16 protein-coding genes are annotated in these 16,359 nt (G+C 55.2%); 3 read left to right on the top strand and 13 right to left on the bottom strand.

Annotated elements, in window-relative coordinates:
* Positions 1-172 precede the first annotated feature (172 nt).
* The 4 genes from hemG to pepQ are packed head-to-tail and all read right to left on the bottom strand — an operon-like array spanning position 173 to position 4,159.
* Positions 173-706 carry a menaquinone-dependent protoporphyrinogen IX dehydrogenase gene (gene hemG, locus ACH1XZ_RS21915; RefSeq protein WP_395597156.1) on the bottom strand — a complete coding sequence of 178 codons (534 nt, stop codon included), beginning with the start codon at positions 704-706 and terminating at the stop codon, positions 173-175.
* A gap of 12 nt (positions 707-718) precedes the next feature.
* Positions 719-2,170, bottom strand: a complete 1,452-nt coding sequence (gene trkH / locus ACH1XZ_RS21910) for a Trk system potassium transporter TrkH (protein WP_035894436.1) — start codon at positions 2,168-2,170, stop codon at positions 719-721.
* A 43-nt stretch (positions 2,171-2,213) separates the two neighbouring features.
* Positions 2,214-2,828, bottom strand: a complete 615-nt coding sequence (locus ACH1XZ_RS21905; RefSeq protein ID WP_395597155.1) for an IMPACT family protein — start codon at positions 2,826-2,828, stop codon at positions 2,214-2,216.
* Entirely contained in the window at positions 2,828-4,159 is a 1,332-nt protein-coding gene (pepQ, locus tag ACH1XZ_RS21900) for a Xaa-Pro dipeptidase (protein WP_395597154.1), read from the bottom strand. The genes ACH1XZ_RS21905 and pepQ overlap by 1 nt, the downstream gene beginning before the upstream one ends.
* 191 nt (positions 4,160-4,350) lie before the next feature.
* Between pepQ and fadB the strand changes: the two genes are divergently transcribed.
* Both fadB and fadA read left to right on the top strand, forming a co-directional pair.
* Positions 4,351-6,540: a fatty acid oxidation complex subunit alpha FadB gene (gene fadB / locus ACH1XZ_RS21895; RefSeq protein ID WP_395597153.1), complete on the top strand. Its 2,190-nt coding sequence runs from the start codon at positions 4,351-4,353 to the stop codon at positions 6,538-6,540.
* Positions 6,541-6,549: 9 nt separating this feature from the next.
* The gene (fadA, locus tag ACH1XZ_RS21890; RefSeq protein WP_035894432.1) at positions 6,550-7,713 is read left to right on the top strand and encodes an acetyl-CoA C-acyltransferase FadA; all 1,164 of its coding nucleotides are present in this window, start codon (positions 6,550-6,552) and stop codon (positions 7,711-7,713) included.
* A 175-nt stretch (positions 7,714-7,888) separates the two neighbouring features.
* On the opposite strand, the gene fre is transcribed toward fadA, so the two are convergent.
* Together fre and ubiD are read right to left on the bottom strand one after the other, a co-directional pair.
* On the bottom strand, positions 7,889-8,590 hold the full coding sequence (fre, locus tag ACH1XZ_RS21885; RefSeq protein ID WP_035894431.1) for an NAD(P)H-flavin reductase: 702 nt from the start codon (positions 8,588-8,590) through the stop codon (positions 7,889-7,891).
* A gap of 87 nt (positions 8,591-8,677) precedes the next feature.
* Entirely contained in the window at positions 8,678-10,156 is a 1,479-nt protein-coding gene (gene ubiD, locus ACH1XZ_RS21880; RefSeq protein ID WP_395597152.1) for a 4-hydroxy-3-polyprenylbenzoate decarboxylase, read from the bottom strand.
* Between the two features lie 163 nt (positions 10,157-10,319).
* Between ubiD and rfaH the strand changes: the two genes are divergently transcribed.
* Positions 10,320-10,808 (top strand): transcription/translation regulatory transformer protein RfaH, encoded by a 489-nt coding sequence (gene rfaH, locus ACH1XZ_RS21875; RefSeq protein ID WP_395597151.1) that lies wholly within the window; start codon positions 10,320-10,322, stop codon positions 10,806-10,808.
* Between the two features lies 1 nt (position 10,809).
* Here the strand turns inward: rfaH and tatD are convergent, their stop codons facing one another.
* The 7 genes from tatD to ubiE all read right to left on the bottom strand — a co-directional run bounded on the left by tatD (position 10,810) and on the right by ubiE (position 16,270).
* Positions 10,810-11,604, bottom strand: a complete 795-nt coding sequence (tatD, locus tag ACH1XZ_RS21870) for a 3'-5' ssDNA/RNA exonuclease TatD (RefSeq protein ID WP_395597150.1) — start codon at positions 11,602-11,604, stop codon at positions 10,810-10,812.
* 30 nt (positions 11,605-11,634) lie between these two features.
* Positions 11,635-12,399, bottom strand: coding sequence for a Sec-independent protein translocase subunit TatC (tatC, locus tag ACH1XZ_RS21865; RefSeq protein ID WP_035894427.1), 765 nt, complete (start codon positions 12,397-12,399; stop codon positions 11,635-11,637).
* 2 nt (positions 12,400-12,401) lie between these two features.
* Positions 12,402-12,923, bottom strand: a complete 522-nt coding sequence (tatB, locus tag ACH1XZ_RS21860) for a Sec-independent protein translocase protein TatB (RefSeq protein WP_395597149.1) — start codon at positions 12,921-12,923, stop codon at positions 12,402-12,404.
* Positions 12,924-12,926: 3 nt separating this feature from the next.
* Entirely contained in the window at positions 12,927-13,181 is a 255-nt protein-coding gene (tatA, locus tag ACH1XZ_RS21855) for a Sec-independent protein translocase subunit TatA (RefSeq protein ID WP_123651758.1), read from the bottom strand.
* Positions 13,182-13,257: 76 nt separating this feature from the next.
* A complete protein-coding gene (gene ubiB, locus ACH1XZ_RS21850; RefSeq protein ID WP_395597148.1) occupies positions 13,258-14,898 on the bottom strand; it encodes a ubiquinone biosynthesis regulatory protein kinase UbiB in 1,641 nt (546 codons plus the stop codon).
* Positions 14,895-15,500 carry a ubiquinone biosynthesis protein UbiJ gene (ubiJ, locus tag ACH1XZ_RS21845; RefSeq protein WP_322264627.1) on the bottom strand — a complete coding sequence of 202 codons (606 nt, stop codon included), beginning with the start codon at positions 15,498-15,500 and terminating at the stop codon, positions 14,895-14,897. Before ubiJ ends, ubiB begins: the two co-directional genes overlap by 4 nt.
* A 14-nt stretch (positions 15,501-15,514) precedes the next feature.
* Positions 15,515-16,270, bottom strand: coding sequence for a bifunctional demethylmenaquinone methyltransferase/2-methoxy-6-polyprenyl-1,4-benzoquinol methylase UbiE (gene ubiE, locus ACH1XZ_RS21840; RefSeq protein ID WP_202216788.1), 756 nt, complete (start codon positions 16,268-16,270; stop codon positions 15,515-15,517).
* Between the last annotated feature and the right edge of the window lie 89 nt (positions 16,271-16,359).

Raw genomic sequence — 16,359 nt, 5'->3', positions numbered from 1 at the left:
TTCGCTTTTCTCTGTCGAGATTCTCAGGAGAACCTCGCTGACCCGGCGGCTTGTTTGCCGTTGTTCCGTCTCAGTGGGGCCGCATTATAGGGAGTAATTGAGATCCCGCAAGCAAAAATCTGAAAAAACTTTTCGTTCGCTCAATTTCCAGACAATGCGCCGATTTAGCGCCCTATTTGCGTGAAAGTTGCGCTAATTCTTTGGCAAAACCAGCTACCTGCTCCCAGTCGGTATACACCACTTCTTTACTGGTATCCGTTTCCCCACCGGTCATCTTCATAATGAGGCGAATCATAAAGCGGTCAAACCAGCGATAGCGAGGGTAACGTAGCGCGCCAGCGAACACCGCGCAGGTGTCTGGCTGCCATGGTGAACGCAGTAGGAACTTACGCGTATAGCTATTAGTTTGCGGAGAACGCTTCTCCGGTTTACGTGCTACCAGATTGACCGCGAAAAACGCGCTCGGAATCGCCTGCAGCGCCGCCGTGTTCTTCTTAACAAAACGATCGAGCGCAGGATGGAAATGCCCGTAGCGAATAGACGCGCCAATCACCACCCGGTCATACAGCTGCCAATCAATACTTTCCGTACGATTCAAATCGACCATCGCGGTATCCACGCCCAGCTCGCTGAGCTGTGAGCAAAGATAGGCCGCAATTTCGCGCGTCTGCCCATCACGGGTAGAAAAGAGCATTAATGTTTTCAACGCTGACTCCTGTTATTCGCGCCAGAATGTTGGGGTAAACAGCACCAGCAGCGTAAAGACTTCAAGACGACCAAACAGCATATTCGCAATCAGGATCCACTTCGCCACCGGGTTCATACTGGCAAAGTTATCCGCCACTACCCCCAGCCCAGGGCCGAGGTTATTTAACGTCGCCACGACGGACGCGAACGCGGAGAAGTCATCTACCCCGGTAGCGATGATTGCCAACATGCTAATAATAAAGACCAGCGCGTAGGCGGAGAAGAATCCCCATACCGCTTCAAGGATACGTTCCGGCAGCGCACGGTTACCCAGCTTAATGCTGTATACCGCATTCGGGTGGACGAGGCGTTTCAGCTCGCGGTTACCCTGCTTAAACAGCAGCAGGATACGAATGACCTTCAAACCACCGCCCGTTGAGCCCGCACAGCCGCCGATAAAGGCCGAACATAAAAGAAGAACCGGCAGGAACAGCGGCCAGCGCGCAATGCTGTCGGTAGTGAAGCCCGCGGTCGTCGCCATCGAGACCACCTGGAAGAACGCCTGGTTTAGCGTCGTCACCGCCGAGCTATAGATGTCATGGAACCACAGCACCAGGGTACAGATAATCACCAGCGTCAGCTGCACACCGATAAACATGCGGAATTCCGGGTCACGCCAATACACCTTCAGGCTACGTCCGCTTAATAAAGAGAAGTGCAGGCCGTAGTTACAGCCGGAGATCAGCAGGAAGATAGCAATGATGGTATTGATGGTGGGACTATTAAAGAAGCCGACGCTGGCGTCGTGCGTGGAGAAGCCGCCGATGGCGATCGTCGCAAAGCTGTGGCCAATCGCATCGAACGCGGGCATCCCGGCAAACCACAGGGCCAGCGCACAGGCGACAGTCAACAGTACATAGATGAGCCACAGCGTTTTCGCCGTTTCGGCAATTCGCGGGCGCATCTTGTTGTCTTTCAGCGGCCCGGGCATTTCCGCTCTATATAGCTGCATCCCACCGACGCCAAGAATAGGCAGGATAGCTACCGCCAGCACAATGATCCCCATCCCGCCGAACCACTGCAGCATCTGTCGATAGAAGAGAATCGCGTGGGGCAGCGAGTCCAGCCCCACCAGCGTTGTCGCCCCGGTGGTCGTTAACCCAGAGAACGATTCAAAGAACGCATCGGTAACCGTCAGGTTCGGCTGTTCAGAGAAGATAAAAGGTAGCGCACCCACACTGCCCAGCACCGTCCAGAACAGGACGACAATCAGGAAGCCTTCACGGGATTTCAGTTCGCCCTTCTCCCGACGGTTCGGCCACCACAACAGCGAACCAATCACCAGCGCGACAAAAAAGGTTTGAGTAAATGCGCGCCCGGCGCCATCGCGGTAAATCAAAGCCACCAATCCCGGGAGGATCATTGTCCCCGAGAATAAGATGACCAGAAGTCCAACAATTCGAGTAATGGCACGAAAATGCATTTCCGGCGCGTCCTTTGATAATCAAAAAAAGTCAGGAGGGGGATTATTCGTCAATCGCTAACAATTGCAATGAACCACGACTAAAATCCGCCAGTCTTGCGGAAAAATCATGCACTTTTGCCTGCGGCAGCGCGATACGGAGCTGTACCGACGCCTGATAATCACTGGCAACAATCTGCCCGGCATACTGCCCAACCAGCGATTCAATGCCCGCAAGCTGTCCGTATTCACATAGCAGAGTATATTCGGTTAACGGCGTTTTGATCTGCGTTGTTAGCAGATTGAGCGCCTGCTGCACGCCACCGCCGTAGGCTTTTACCAGCCCACCGGTACCTAACAAGATACCGCCGTAGTAGCGAACTACTACGGCGGTAATTTCACCGACGCCGCTGCCCATCAGCTGAGCCAGCATCGGCTTCCCGGCTGTACCCGCCGGTTCACCATCATCAGAAAAACCAAGCTGCTGTGAATCATCCGGCCTCCCCGCCACCCACGCCACACAGTGGTGGCGGGCATCCGGGTGTTCGGCGCGAACTGACTCAACGAACGCTTTGGCCGCCGCCACCCCGTCGGTGTGCGCCAACAGGGTGATGAAACGACTCTTCTTTATCTCTTCAACGAAGGTGACCGGCTCGGCCGGTATTCGCCAGCTTTCCATTACGCCAGTTTCAGGTCACGCGTCATGTTTTCGATATTGTTCTCGTGGATAACCACGTTATCTTCAATACGAATGCCGCCAAACGGCTTCAGCGCCTCAATTTTCTGCCAGTTGAAGTGCTTGCTGAACTGACCTTCACGCCACGGCGCGAGCAGAGACTCAATAAAGTAAATGCCCGGTTCGATGGTCAGCACCATGCCCGGTTGCAGCACACGGGTGCAGCGCAGGTACGGATACTTAGACGGCGCAGCCAGATGTGTGCCGGTGTCATCCTGCATAAATCCAGCGACGTCATGCACCTGCAGACCCAACGGGTGGCCAATACCATGCGGCATAAACGGCCCGGTAAGGTCATTTTCGACCATCGCTTCTTCGCTCATGTCGGTGACTAACTGATGCTTACGTAGCAGTTTGGCAATACGCTGATGGAACTGGATGTGGTAATCCACATAGCTGGTACCCGCCTTCATGGTGGCAATCAGCGCCAACTGTTCAGTGTTCACATCTTTAATCAGCTGAGCAAAGTCATTATCGCCGTTTGCCGCCCAAGTACGGGTAAGGTCAGCGGCATAGCCGTTATATTCCGCCCCGGCATCCAGCAGGAAGCTACGAATTTCAGCAGGCGCTCGATGATCCAACTTGGTGTAGTGCAGCACCGACGCATGCTCGTTCAGCGCCACGATGTTGCCGTAAGGCACGTCGGTATCGCGATGACCGGTAGCCGTCAGGTAAGCCTGATTGATATCAAACTCGCTCATGCCGGAACGGAAGGCTTCTTCCGCCGCACGGTGCCCGTTAACCGCCATCTTCTGCGCTTCGCGCATGCATGCCAGCTCATAGTCAGTTTTGTAGGCGCGATAGTAGTGCAGGTAGTCAATCACCCCTTTCGGGTTGATGTTGTTCGCGGCAATGCCTAAGCCCAGCGCACGCTCCGGAACCGGACCAATATAGCCAATGTTGCCGCGCGCAGCGGGCAACTGGCTGCCAATGCCGTCCGCTTTTGGCAGCGCAATAACTTCAACGTCTTCTGTCCAGAACGAGGTCGGCAGCGGTTCGACGTTGTGCCAGTAATCTACCGGCAGGTAGAACCACAGCTTCGGTTTATTGACGCCGTCCACCAGCAGCCAGCAGTTTGGTACCTGAGTAACCGGGACCCACGCTTTGAACTGCGGGTTGACCTTGAACGGGTAGGCGTGGTCATCCAGAAAAACATTCATCAGCTCGCCAGAGTGAATAAGCAGCGCATCAAGCTTGAAACGATCGAGTGCGTTGCGTGCTCGCTCCTGTAAGGTAACGATATGATTTTTATAGAGTGCGGACAGAGATTCCATGATTTACCCTTCTGATTTTTTTACCCTTTAGTCCCCGCATATTAGCACACCTCTCCCACCCTGCGTGATTTCCGCCGGACGTGATCCGACCAGCAAATATTTAAAGTCTCATTTGCATTTATTTAACACAAAATACACACTCCTGATTATCTGGTATGACCAGATCACTTTGCTGGATTCAGGAGACTGACATGCTCTACAAAGGCGACACCCTGTACCTCAACTGGCTGGAAGATGGCATTGCCGAACTGGTGTTCGATGCCCCTGGCTCAGTTAACAAATTAGATACCGCAACCGTAGCCAGCCTCGGCCAGGCGCTCGACGTCCTCGAAAAACAAAAAGAGCTGAAGGGGCTGCTGCTGCGCTCTGAAAAGGCGGCCTTTATTGTCGGCGCGGATATCACCGAATTCCTTTCGTTGTTCCTGGTGCCAGAAGAACAGTTCAGCCAGTGGCTGCACTTCGCCAACAGCGTCTTCAACCGTCTGGAAGATTTACCAGTCCCAACCATCTCTGCCGTTAACGGCTATGCGCTGGGCGGCGGCTGCGAATGCGTGCTGGCCACCGACTACCGTCTGGCGACGCCGGATCTGCGTATCGGCCTGCCGGAAACCAAGCTGGGCATCATGCCGGGCTTTGGCGGCTCCGTTCGTATGCCGCGTCTGCTGGGTGCCGATAGCGCACTGGAAATCATCGCTGCCGGTAAAGATGTTGGTGCTGAGCAGGCGCTGAAGATTGGCCTGGTCGACGGAATCGTTAAGCAGGAAAAACTGGTCGATGGCGCGCTGGCGGTACTGCGTCAGGCGATTAACGGTGACCTCGACTGGAAAGCCAAGCGTCAACCGAAGCTTGAGCCGCTGAAGCTCAGCAAGATTGAAGCCACCATGAGCTTCTCTATCGCTAAAGCGATGGTGATGCAGACGGCGGGTAAACACTACCCGGCACCGATCACGGCAGTGAAAACGATTGAAGCTGCGGCCCGCTTTGGCCGTGAAGAAGCGCTCAATCTGGAAAACAAAAGTTTTGTTCCACTGGCCCACTCAAATGAGGCACGTGCGCTGGTCGGTATTTTCCTCAATGACCAATACGTAAAAGGTCAGGCTAAGAAACTGACCAAACATATCGAACCGCCAAAACATGCCGCCGTACTCGGTGCGGGCATCATGGGTGGCGGGATCGCTTACCAGTCCGCCTGGAAAGGCGTGCCGGTTATCATGAAGGATATTAATGAAAAATCGCTGCCCCTCGGCATGACCGAAGCCAGCAAGCTGCTCAACAAGCAGCTTGAGCGCGGCAAAATCAACGGTCTGAAGCTGGCAAGCGTGATTTCCACCATTCAGCCAACGCTGGAGTATGCCGGTTTTGACCGCGTTGATGTCGTCGTTGAAGCCGTCGTGGAAAACCCGAAGGTGAAAAAAGCGGTACTGGCAGAAACCGAGCAGAAAGTGCGCCCAGATACCGTGCTGGCTTCTAACACCTCAACCATTCCCATCGGTGAGCTGGCCGATGCGCTGGAACGCCCGGAAAACTTCTGCGGTATGCACTTCTTCAACCCGGTGCACCGTATGCCGCTGGTCGAAATTATCCGCGGTAAGAAAACCTCAGACAGCACCATTGCGAAAGTGGTCGCTTGGGCAAGCCAGATGGGCAAAACGCCTATCGTGGTTAACGACTGCCCTGGCTTCTTCGTCAACCGCGTACTGTTCCCGTACTTTGCTGGCTTCAGCCAGCTGCTGCGCGACGGTGCGGATTTCCGCAAGGTTGATAAAGTGATGGAGAAACAGTTTGGTTGGCCGATGGGCCCAGCCTATCTGCTCGACGTGGTCGGTATTGATACCGCGCACCACGCGCAGGCGGTGATGGCGGCCGGTTTTCCACAGCGTATGCAGAAAGATTATCGTGACGCTATCGATGCGCTGTTCGAGGCAAGCCGCTACGGTCAGAAAAACGGTCTGGGCTTCTGGCGTTATAAAGAAGACAGCAAAGGCAAGCCGAAGAAAGAAGAAGACGCCACGGTGGATAGCCTGCTGGCAGACGTTAGTCAGCCGAAGCGCGATTTCAGCGACGACGAGATTATTGCCCGCATGATGATCCCGATGGTCAACGAAGTGGTGCGCTGCCTGGAAGAAGGCATCATCGCCAGCCCGGCAGAAGCAGATATGGCGCTGGTTTACGGCCTCGGCTTCCCTCCGTTCCACGGCGGCGCGTTCCGCTGGCTGGATACGCTCGGTAGCGCGAAGTACCTCGATATGGCGCAGCAGTATCAGCACCTTGGTCCGCTGTATGAAGTCCCGGCTGGCCTGCGTGACAAAGCGCGCCATAACGAAGCGTATTATCCACCGGTTGAGCCAGCCCGTCCGGCTGGTGAGCTGAAAACGGCTTAAGGAGTCACGATGGAACAGGTTGTTATTGTTGATGCAATTCGTACCCCGATGGGCCGTTCCAAAGGCGGTGCGTTCCGTAACGTGCGCGCCGAGGATCTCTCCGCGCACCTGATGCGTAGCCTGCTGGCGCGTAACCCCGCGCTGGAAGCGGCGGCCATCGACGACATCTATTGGGGCTGCGTACAGCAGACGCTGGAGCAGGGCTTTAACATCGCCCGTAACGCGTCGCTGCTGGCGGAAATTCCCCATTCGGTACCGGCAGTGACCGTGAACCGTCTGTGTGGTTCTTCCATGCAGGCGCTGCACGATGCGGCTCGTATGATCATGACCGGTGATGCGCAGGTGTGTCTGGTCGGCGGCGTGGAGCACATGGGCCACGTGCCGATGAGCCACGGCGTCGATTTCCACCCGGGCATGAGCCGTAATGTGGCGAAAGCCGCAGGCATGATGGGCCTAACGGCGGAAATGCTCTCCCGTATGCACGGCATCAGCCGTGAAATGCAGGATGCGTTTGCCGCCCGCTCCCACGCCCGCGCCTGGGCTGCAACACAATCGGGCGCCTTTAAGAATGAAATCATTCCAACCGGCGGCCATGACGCAGACGGCGTACTGAAGCAGTTTAACTATGACGAGGTGATTCGTCCGGAGACCACCGTTGAAGCGCTCTCAACGCTGAAACCGGCCTTCGACCCGGTAACGGGTACGGTGACCGCTGGCACCTCATCTGCACTTTCCGACGGCGCTTCCGCCATGCTGGTGATGAGCGAAAGCCGCGCCCGCGAGCTGGGCTTAACCCCGCGCGCGCGTATCCGTTCGATGGCGGTGGTTGGCTGCGACCCATCCATTATGGGTTACGGCCCGGTTCCAGCCTCGAAGCTGGCGCTGAAGAAAGCCGGTCTGACCGCGAACGATATCGATTTGTTTGAGATGAACGAAGCGTTTGCCGCACAGATCCTGCCGTGCATTAAGGATCTGGGGCTGATGGAACAGATTGATCAGAAGATCAACCTTAACGGCGGCGCGATCGCGCTGGGCCACCCGCTCGGATGCTCCGGTACGCGTATCAGCACCACTCTGCTGAACCTGATGGAGCGCAAAGATGTCCAGTTTGGTCTGGCGACGATGTGCATCGGGTTAGGTCAAGGCATCGCGACGGTTATCGAGCGCGTATAAAAAACGCGCCCCATAAGTCGGGGCGCGCAGTATGCCATTATTGTAGGCCGGGCAAGCGCAGCGCCCCCGGCAAACATGCCGGAAAGCAACGCAGCGCGTTTTATCCAGCATGCAATCACAACAAAGTTTAGTTGCCGTTCTTCCCGCCTGTCAGGGGCGGGTTTTTTATTGCCTATCAGATAAAGGCAAACGCATCGCCGAACAGACGGTCTTCACGCGCCTGACGTTCGTTGCAGAACAGGTCACGGGCAATCTTCGCCATTTCAAAACGACCAGCGATATAAATATCGTGGTTCGCCAGCGTGCCGTAATCTTGCAGTACCGCCGTCAGCACGGTACCAGAACGTCCGCGCCACTCTTCTTCCGGCTGCTCAACCACCGGCACCACGCGCAGGTTCGGATGATTAACCGACAGCGCTTCCAGCTCAGAGAGATCGTACAGATGCTTCTCTTCACGGCCGCCCCAGTAAATCGCCACTTCGCGGTTCGGGTTTTGCGTCAATGCGGTCAGCAGAATTGAACGCACATAAGAGAAGCCGGTGCCACCCGCAATCAGCACTAACGGACGATCGTCTTCTTCACGCAGCCAGGCTTCACCGTGCGGGATATCGACAACCACTTCACGTTCTTTGAGGATGCGGTCCATTACCGCCATGGCGTACAGGTTCAGCTCTGACGCGCCGATATGCAGCTCAATAAACGCCTTTTCATCCGGCGTAGAAGCCATGGAGAACGGACGCTTGTCACGCTCATCCATCACGACCATCAGGTACTGCCCGGCACGAAATGAGAAGTCAGCTTCGGGTACTAAACGAACGCGATATACCGTATCGGTAATGGCGTCCACCGAGGTCACTTTACAGCTTAAGGTTGTCATGCGCTCCCTCTGTCGGGTCTTTTCCTCATCACACTTCACGCTGCGGATGCGTTGTCCGCGGCGTGGAGGTCTCAAAGGATATCATTATCATTTATCGTCGGAGAAAATGGCCAGCTCGTCCCAGATTTCATCGATACGCGCCGTAACGGCGGGATCTTTCTTAATCGGACGGCCCCATTCGCGCTGGGTTTCCCCAGGCCATTTATTGGTGGCATCCAGGCCCATTTTCGACCCCAAGCCGGAAACCGGCGAGGCGAAATCCAGATAATCAATCGGCGTGTTCTCGACCAGAACCGTATCCCGCGCGGGATCCATTCGGGTGGTAATCGCCCATATCACATCGTTCCAGTCGCGTGCGTTGACGTCATCATCGCAGACAATCACGAATTTTGTGTACATAAATTGGCGTAAAAACGACCATACGCCCATCATTACGCGTTTTGCATGCCCCGCATACTGTTTTTTCATCGTCACAACGGCAAGGCGATAGGAACACCCTTCCGGCGGCAGATAGAAATCAACAATTTCCGGGAACTGTTTTTGCAGAATTGGCACGAAGACTTCATTCAGCGCCACGCCCAGCACTGCGGGTTCATCCGGCGGACGGCCGGTATAGGTGGAGTGGTAGATAGCATCTTCACGCTGGGTGATATGCGTGACGGTAAAGACCGGGAAGCTATCCACTTCGTTGTAATAACCGGTATGGTCGCCATACGGGCCTTCCGGTGCCATCTCGCCAATCTCGATATAACCTTCCAGCACGATTTCCGCGCTGGCTGGCACTTCCAGATCGTTAGAAACACACTTCACCACTTCCGTTTTAGTACCGCGCAGCAGGCCCGCGAAGGCATACTCAGAAAGCGTATCCGGCACCGGCGTTACCGCGCCCAGAATGGTCGCAGGGTCTGCGCCAAGTGCAACGGATACCGGGAAGCGTTCGCCCGGGTGCGCCGCACACCACTCCTGGAAGTCCAGCGCGCCGCCGCGATGCGACAGCCAGCGCATAATCAGTTTGTTTTTGCCAATCACCTGCTGACGATAAATACCCAGGTTCTGCCGCTCTTTATGCGGGCCACGGGTCACCGTCAGCCCCCAGGTGATCAGCGGCGCGGCATCTTCTGGCCAGCAGGTCATCACCGGGATACGGGACAAATCAACGTCATCGCCGGAGATAATCTTTTGCTGACAAGGGGCACCGCGCAGGCGTTTGGTTGGCATGTTCAACACCTGCTTAAACTGCGGCAGCTTGTCGAACAGGTCACGGAAGCCTTTCGGCGGCTCCGGTTCTTTCAGGAAGGCTAAGAGTTTACCCACTTCGCGCAATGCGCTGACATCTTCCTGCCCCATACCCATCGCGACGCGCTTAGGCGTGCCAAACAGGTTACACAGCACCGGCATGTCGTAACCCTTTGGATTTTCAAACAGCAGCGCCGGGCCACCGGCACGCAGCGTGCGATCGGCAATTTCGGTAATTTCCAGATGGGGATCAACCGGGAGGCTAATGCGTTTTAGTTCGCCCTGCTGTTCGAGCAATGTCAGAAAGTCGCGTAGGTCATGGTATTTCATGGGGTAATTCTTGGCCTCCTGGTAAGCGCCTTAGTATACGGCGAATGGTCCTGTGATGCTGTATTTTTGTTAAATTAACGTAAATTAGGGCAGTAATAATCAACATCGCGATTTAGCCGCACTTTTGTTATGCTTTCGCGCTAAACAGCGGAAATGAGTCATTATGCAAGCCTGGTATTTACTGTACTGCAAACGCGGGCAACTTCAGCGTGCCCAGGAACATCTGGAACGACAGGCGGTCAACTGCCTGACGCCAATGATCACCCTGGAGAAAATGGTGCGCGGTAAGCGCACATCAGTCAGTGAGCCGCTGTTCCCGAACTATCTGTTTGTGGAGTTTGACCCTGAAGTCATTCACACCACCACCATCAACGCCACCCGTGGCGTCAGCCATTTTGTCCGTTTTGGGATGAGCCCGGCAACGGTGCCGTCTTCGGTTATTCATCAGCTTTCTATCTTTAAGTCAGATGATATTACCGACCCGGAAACGCCGTACCCTGGCGACAGCGTGGTTATCACCGAAGGTGCCTTCGAAGGGCTACAGGCTATCTTTGCCGAGCCGGACGGTGAAGCGCGTTCAATGCTGCTGCTCAACCTGCTGAATAAACAGATTAAGCAGAGCGTTAAAAACACCGATTTCCGCAAAGCCTGACTTAAAAGTGGATATTAAACAGCCGTCTGGCGTTATTGTCTGTGACGGCTTCCAGCCATTGCGCCTCTTCAGCGCGCCATTTCGCAACGCGCGCCAGAATATGCGTCACGTAGGCAGGTTCATTACGCCGTGAGGCTGGCTTTGGCGTCATATCGCGCGGTAGCAGGTATGGTGCATCCGTCTCCAGCAGTAACCTGTCCGCCGGAATCATCGGCAGCAGTTCGCGAAGCTCAAGCCCACGGCGTTCATCGCATACCCAGCCGGTAATGCCAATCGACAGCCCGCGATCCAGACACGCTTGCGCTTCATCCCGTGTCCCGGTAAAGCAGTGCAGCACCGCGCCAGGTAGATGGTCGAGCCACGGTTCCAGCAGAGTGAGAAAACGGTCGTGCGCGTCGCGGCAGTGGAGAAACACCGGCATACCGAGTTCAGCGGCCATTGCCAGCTGCGCGGTAAACGCCACTTCCTGCTCGGCTGGCGTAGAGAAATTGCGATTAAAATCGAGACCACACTCGCCCACCGCCACCACTTCCGGCTTATTGACCAGCGTATAGATGGCTTCTGCGACTTCCGCAGACCAGCTGCTGGCATCATGCGGATGCACGCCAGCGGTAGACCAGCAGCATTCAAAGCGTTCAGCCAGCCGCTGCGCTTCTTCGCTTTCACGCAGGTTGGTACCCGTTAGCAGCATGCCGTGTACACCGGCGGCACGTGCCCGAGCAACCACCTCATCGCGGTCGCGGGCAAACTGTGAACTGGTCAGATTGACCCCAATGTCAAACATCATCACTCCCATATGACAACCGCCCTGGCGGGCGGTTGGTGATTATTCTTCAGCTTGTTCTTCTTCCGCGTCTTCATCACGCGTCAGCCGCTTCCCAGCGTAGAAGCGAGAGAAGAACACCCCCACTTCGAACAAACAGTACATCGGAATCGCCAGCAGCGTTTGCGAGAACACATCTGGCGGCGTCAGCAGCATGCCAACAACGAAGGCGCCGACCAGCACATACGGACGTTTTTTCCGCAGATCGTCCGGCGTGGTCACACCCACCCAGCAGAGCAGCACAATCGCCACCGGCACCTCGAACGACACGCCGAACGCAATAAACAGCGACATGACAAAATCGAGGTAGCTCTTAATATCGGTCGAGACCAGCACCCCTTCCGGCGCGGTGTGCGTCAGGAAGCCAAATGCCAGCGGGAACACCACAAAGTAGGCGAACGCCATGCCGATATAGAACAGCAGCGTACTGGAGACCAGCAGCGGCACGACCAACCGACGTTCATGCTTGTACAGCGCAGGCGCGACAAACGCCCAAACCTGATACAGGATGACCGGGGCGGACAGAATCAACGAGACCATAAAGGTCAGCTTGATAGGCGTAAAGAACGGAGACGCCACGTCGGTGGCAATCATCGTCGCGCCTGCCGGCATCTGCTTAATCAGCGGGGCGGAGACCATCTGATAGATATCATTGGCGAAGTAGACCAACGCCAGGAAAATCACGATGACCGCAATGATGCAGTTGAGCAGGCGCTTACGCAGCTCAATCAAATGAGCGATCAGCGGTTGAGTATCTTCTACGCTCATGTTTACGGTTTATCACTCGATGCGGGGGATGAATCATGAACAGCGGCCGCAGGAACTTTCTCTTTCTCCGTGGGCTTTACTGCCTCGGCGTCAGACGCAGGTACCTCCGCAGACGACGCTTTAGGCTCGTCGACGTGCGGCTCAGCAACTTCCGGCTTCACAGCGTCCTTATCCTTCACCACCGGGTTATGGATGGTATTGGCCTCGTCGCTCGCCTTTTCAGGATCGTTCGCCGTGTAAGAACGCTTCATCGACTCTGCCGCTTCACGCAGCTCGTCCATGGAGGCCTTAAGTTCTGGCGTCAGGTTATCCAGACTCGCTTTCTCCACTTTTTTCAGGCTGTCCTGAAATTCCTGGAGTTTAAGCTCCTGCGTCAGCTCGTTTTGTACGGTTGTCGCCAGAGAGCGCAGCGCGCGGATCCAGCCAACAACCGTCTTCACTGCTACCGGTAAGCGTTTTGGCCCCAGCACAACGAGGCCAATAATAAACACCAGCAGCAGTTCACTGAAACCAATATCAAACACGAATTACACCTGCTCGTTGTCGTGGCGTTTCGCTTCGTCTTTCTTTGCACTTTCCTGCTTATCAGTAATTGATTTTGCAGTGAAATCTGCATCCTGGTCCGCTTTGGTTTTGGTATCGTCTTCATCACTCATGGCTTTTTTGAAGCCTTTGATAGACGAACCTAAGTCAGATCCCAGTGAGCTCAGCTTTTTAGTCCCGAAAAGCAGAACCACGATAACGACGATAATCAGCAACTGCCAAATACTAATACCACCCATACAAGTTCCTCTGATAGATGATGAAATAATCAGCGCGCATTATACGTTATGCAGCGCTCTCTTAGCGACGCATAATTCAGCGCGTCTTCCGCCACCCGGCGAACCATACCACCACTCCTCCGGCCATAAGCCACGCGGGTGTCAGGCCCCATTCCGGGCGATTCACTAACAATACTGTACCGCTCAGGAGTAAAACCGCGCCTATACCAAAGAGATAACGCGATTGCCCCTGACGGGTGTGATGCGTCGTCAGATTTTGCGAGAGTTTCTCAAGACTCGCCTGAACCTGCTTACTCTGACGAAGACTGTCATACACCAGCTCCGGCAGCTCCGGCATCTTTTCAATCCAGAACGGTGCCTTGTCCTTCAGGGCGCGAACCAGCGCCGGAATACCGACCTGATCTTTCAGCCATGACTCAAGGAAAGGCTTCGCCGTCTTCCATAAATCTAACTGAGGATAGAGCTGACGTCCTACCCCTTCAACGTAAAGTAATGTCTTTTGTAGCAACACCAGCTGCGGCTGGACTTCCATATTGAAGCGTCGGGCGGTGTTAAACAGGTTCAGCAGCACGTGACCGAAGGAGATCTCCGCCAGCGGCTTTTCAAAAATCGGCTCACAGACGGTGCGGATAGCGAACTCAAATTCTTCCACGTTGGTATCCGCCGGAACCCAGCCGGAATCGACGTGCAGTTCTGCTACCTTACGGTAGTCGCGGTTAAAGAAGGCAATAAAGTTTTCCGCCAGATAGCGCTTGTCGTCTTTGTTGAGCGAGCCAACGATACCGCAGTCGATGCCGATGTACTGCGGGTCTTCCGGGTGCTCATAGCTGACGAAAATATTCCCCGGGTGCATATCTGCGTGGAAGAAACTGTCGCGGAAAACCTGGGTGAAGAAGACCTGCACGCCGCGTTCGGCCAGCAGTTTCATATTGGTATTCTGTTTCTCCAACGTCTCTACGTCAGAGACCGGAATACCGTAGATGCGTTCCATCACCAGCATGTCAACGCGGCAGTAGTCAGAATAGACTTCCGGCACGTACAGCATCGGGCTATTTTCGAAGTTACGACGCAGCTGAATAGCGTTTGCCGCTTCGCGCAGCAGGTTAAGTTCGTCAATGAGCGTCTTTTCATAGTCGCGCACCACTTCAAGCGGGCGCAGACGACGACCGTCCGGCAGCAGGCGAGGTACCCAGCGCGCCAGCCGATAGATAAGCTTCATGTCCGCTTTAATAATCGGCAAAATATCCGGGCGGATAACCTTAATGACCACCTCTTTGCCGTTCTCTTTCAGGCGAGCTGTGTGCACCTGGGCAATGGAGGCCGAAGCCAGCGGCTCGATGCTGAAATCATCAAACCAGCTTTCAACGGGAATATCGCCCATCGATTTTTCAATCTGCTGCTTCGCCAGCTTACCGTCGAACGGTGCCACGCGGTCTTGCAGCATGATGAGCTGATCGGCAATTTGCGGAGGGAAAAGGTCGCGGCGGGTAGAGAGCATCTGCCCAAACTTGATCCATACCGGGCCAAGCTCCTGTAATGCCAGGCGCAGACGTTCGCCTAACGGTTTATCCTTATGGCGATTTGGCATCCAGAACAGCAGCCGACGCCCAATACGCAGCGGCAGCGTAATACGCATTTTGGGAATGAGCTCATCAAGCCCGTAACTCAAAAAGGTGCGGATGATAAAATACAGGCGCCGTAATTCTCCTGGCGTCATTTCCCCTCCAGTTTTTCCAACCGTTTCGTCAGCGCGGCAACGTCACGCTCAACGGCCGTTGTTTCTTCCGCAAACCAGGCCACTTCCAGCGCGCCGGGTGCCAGTCGCCACTCTTCCGTTAGGGTTTCCGCCACATAGCGCTGCTGGCGTGCCAGCCCGTGCTGAATGAACTTCGCCCCGCCGCGCAGCGCTTTGCTGATACCCTCAGCCGCCACATCGCCGGTATAGGGTGCCAACAATTCTGCGGGAGAGAACTCCGCCAGGTCCGCCAGCGAAACCAGGTTTTGCACCACCTGAAGATCGCCCTGCACTTCCAGATCGTTATTGCGGATAAGCGCCGTCAGCTGTTGGCGGTTGCGCAGCTGCGGCAGCACGCTGACGCGGGTGATGACGGTGCAATCCGCCTCGCCGTCCCACGCGCCAACTACGTCAACCTGGCGCTCGCTAAAGATAAGCACCAGCGGGGAAGAAAACTCTTTCAGCTCAATGCGTAATACTTTTCCGATAAGACGCTGACGGGCAGGTTTCAACGCTTTTTCGCGCCATAGCAGCGCATTAATGGCGGTTTCAATACTGCCGGTCACTAAGGGTTTTAAAGGCATACGGCCCCCGCTTATCAGAATTTATAGCCGCGATGCAGCGCGACAATCCCGGCAGTCAGGTTGAAGTACTCAACGTTTTCCAGCCCGGCGTTCTGCATCATCCCTTTCAGGGTGTCCTGATCGGGGTGCATACGAATAGATTCCGCCAGATAGCGATAGCTTTCTGCATCGTTCGCCACCATTTCGCCAATGCGCGGCAGAATGTGGAACGAATAGGCGTCATACGCTTTGCTCAGCGGGTCGATAACCGGCTTGGAGAACTCCAGCACCAGCAGGCGTCCGCCTGGCTTCAGCACGCGATACATTGAACGCAGCGCTTTGTCTTTGTCGGTGACGTTACGCAGACCAAAAGAGATGGTGATGCAGTCAAAGGTATTATCGGGGAACGGCAGCGCTTCGGCGTTAGCCTGTACGTATTCCACATTACCTACCACGCCGATGTTGCGCAGCTTCTCACGCCCCATTTTGAGCATGGAGTCGTTAATATCCGCCAGCACCACGCGGCCGGTTTCACCAACCATACGCGAGAATTTTGCCGTCAGGTCACCGGTGCCGCCCGCCAGATCGAGGACCGTCTGTCCACGGCGCACGCCGCTGCAATCAATGGTAAAACGCTTCCAGAGACGATGGATACCGAATGACATCAGGTCATTCATCACATCGTATTTTGCGGCGACAGAATGGAAGACATGCGCCACCATGTTTTCTTTCTGTGATTTGGCGATTGTTTGAAAGCCAAAGTGCGTCGTTTCTTGTGAATCCTCAACCATCTCTATGCCTGCTTATCAAGAAAATGTTCATGGAGTGTAACAGATTGGACGCAATTGCCCTACGATTCCACCCCGTTACCAAACCCGGG

The sequence above is a fragment of the Kluyvera chengduensis genome (genome assembly GCF_044197065.1).
Lineage (GTDB): Bacteria > Pseudomonadota > Gammaproteobacteria > Enterobacterales > Enterobacteriaceae > Kluyvera > Kluyvera ascorbata_C.
The sequence above is the reverse complement of the archived record's forward strand: the minus strand, read 5'-3'. Positions and strand labels throughout refer to the sequence as shown.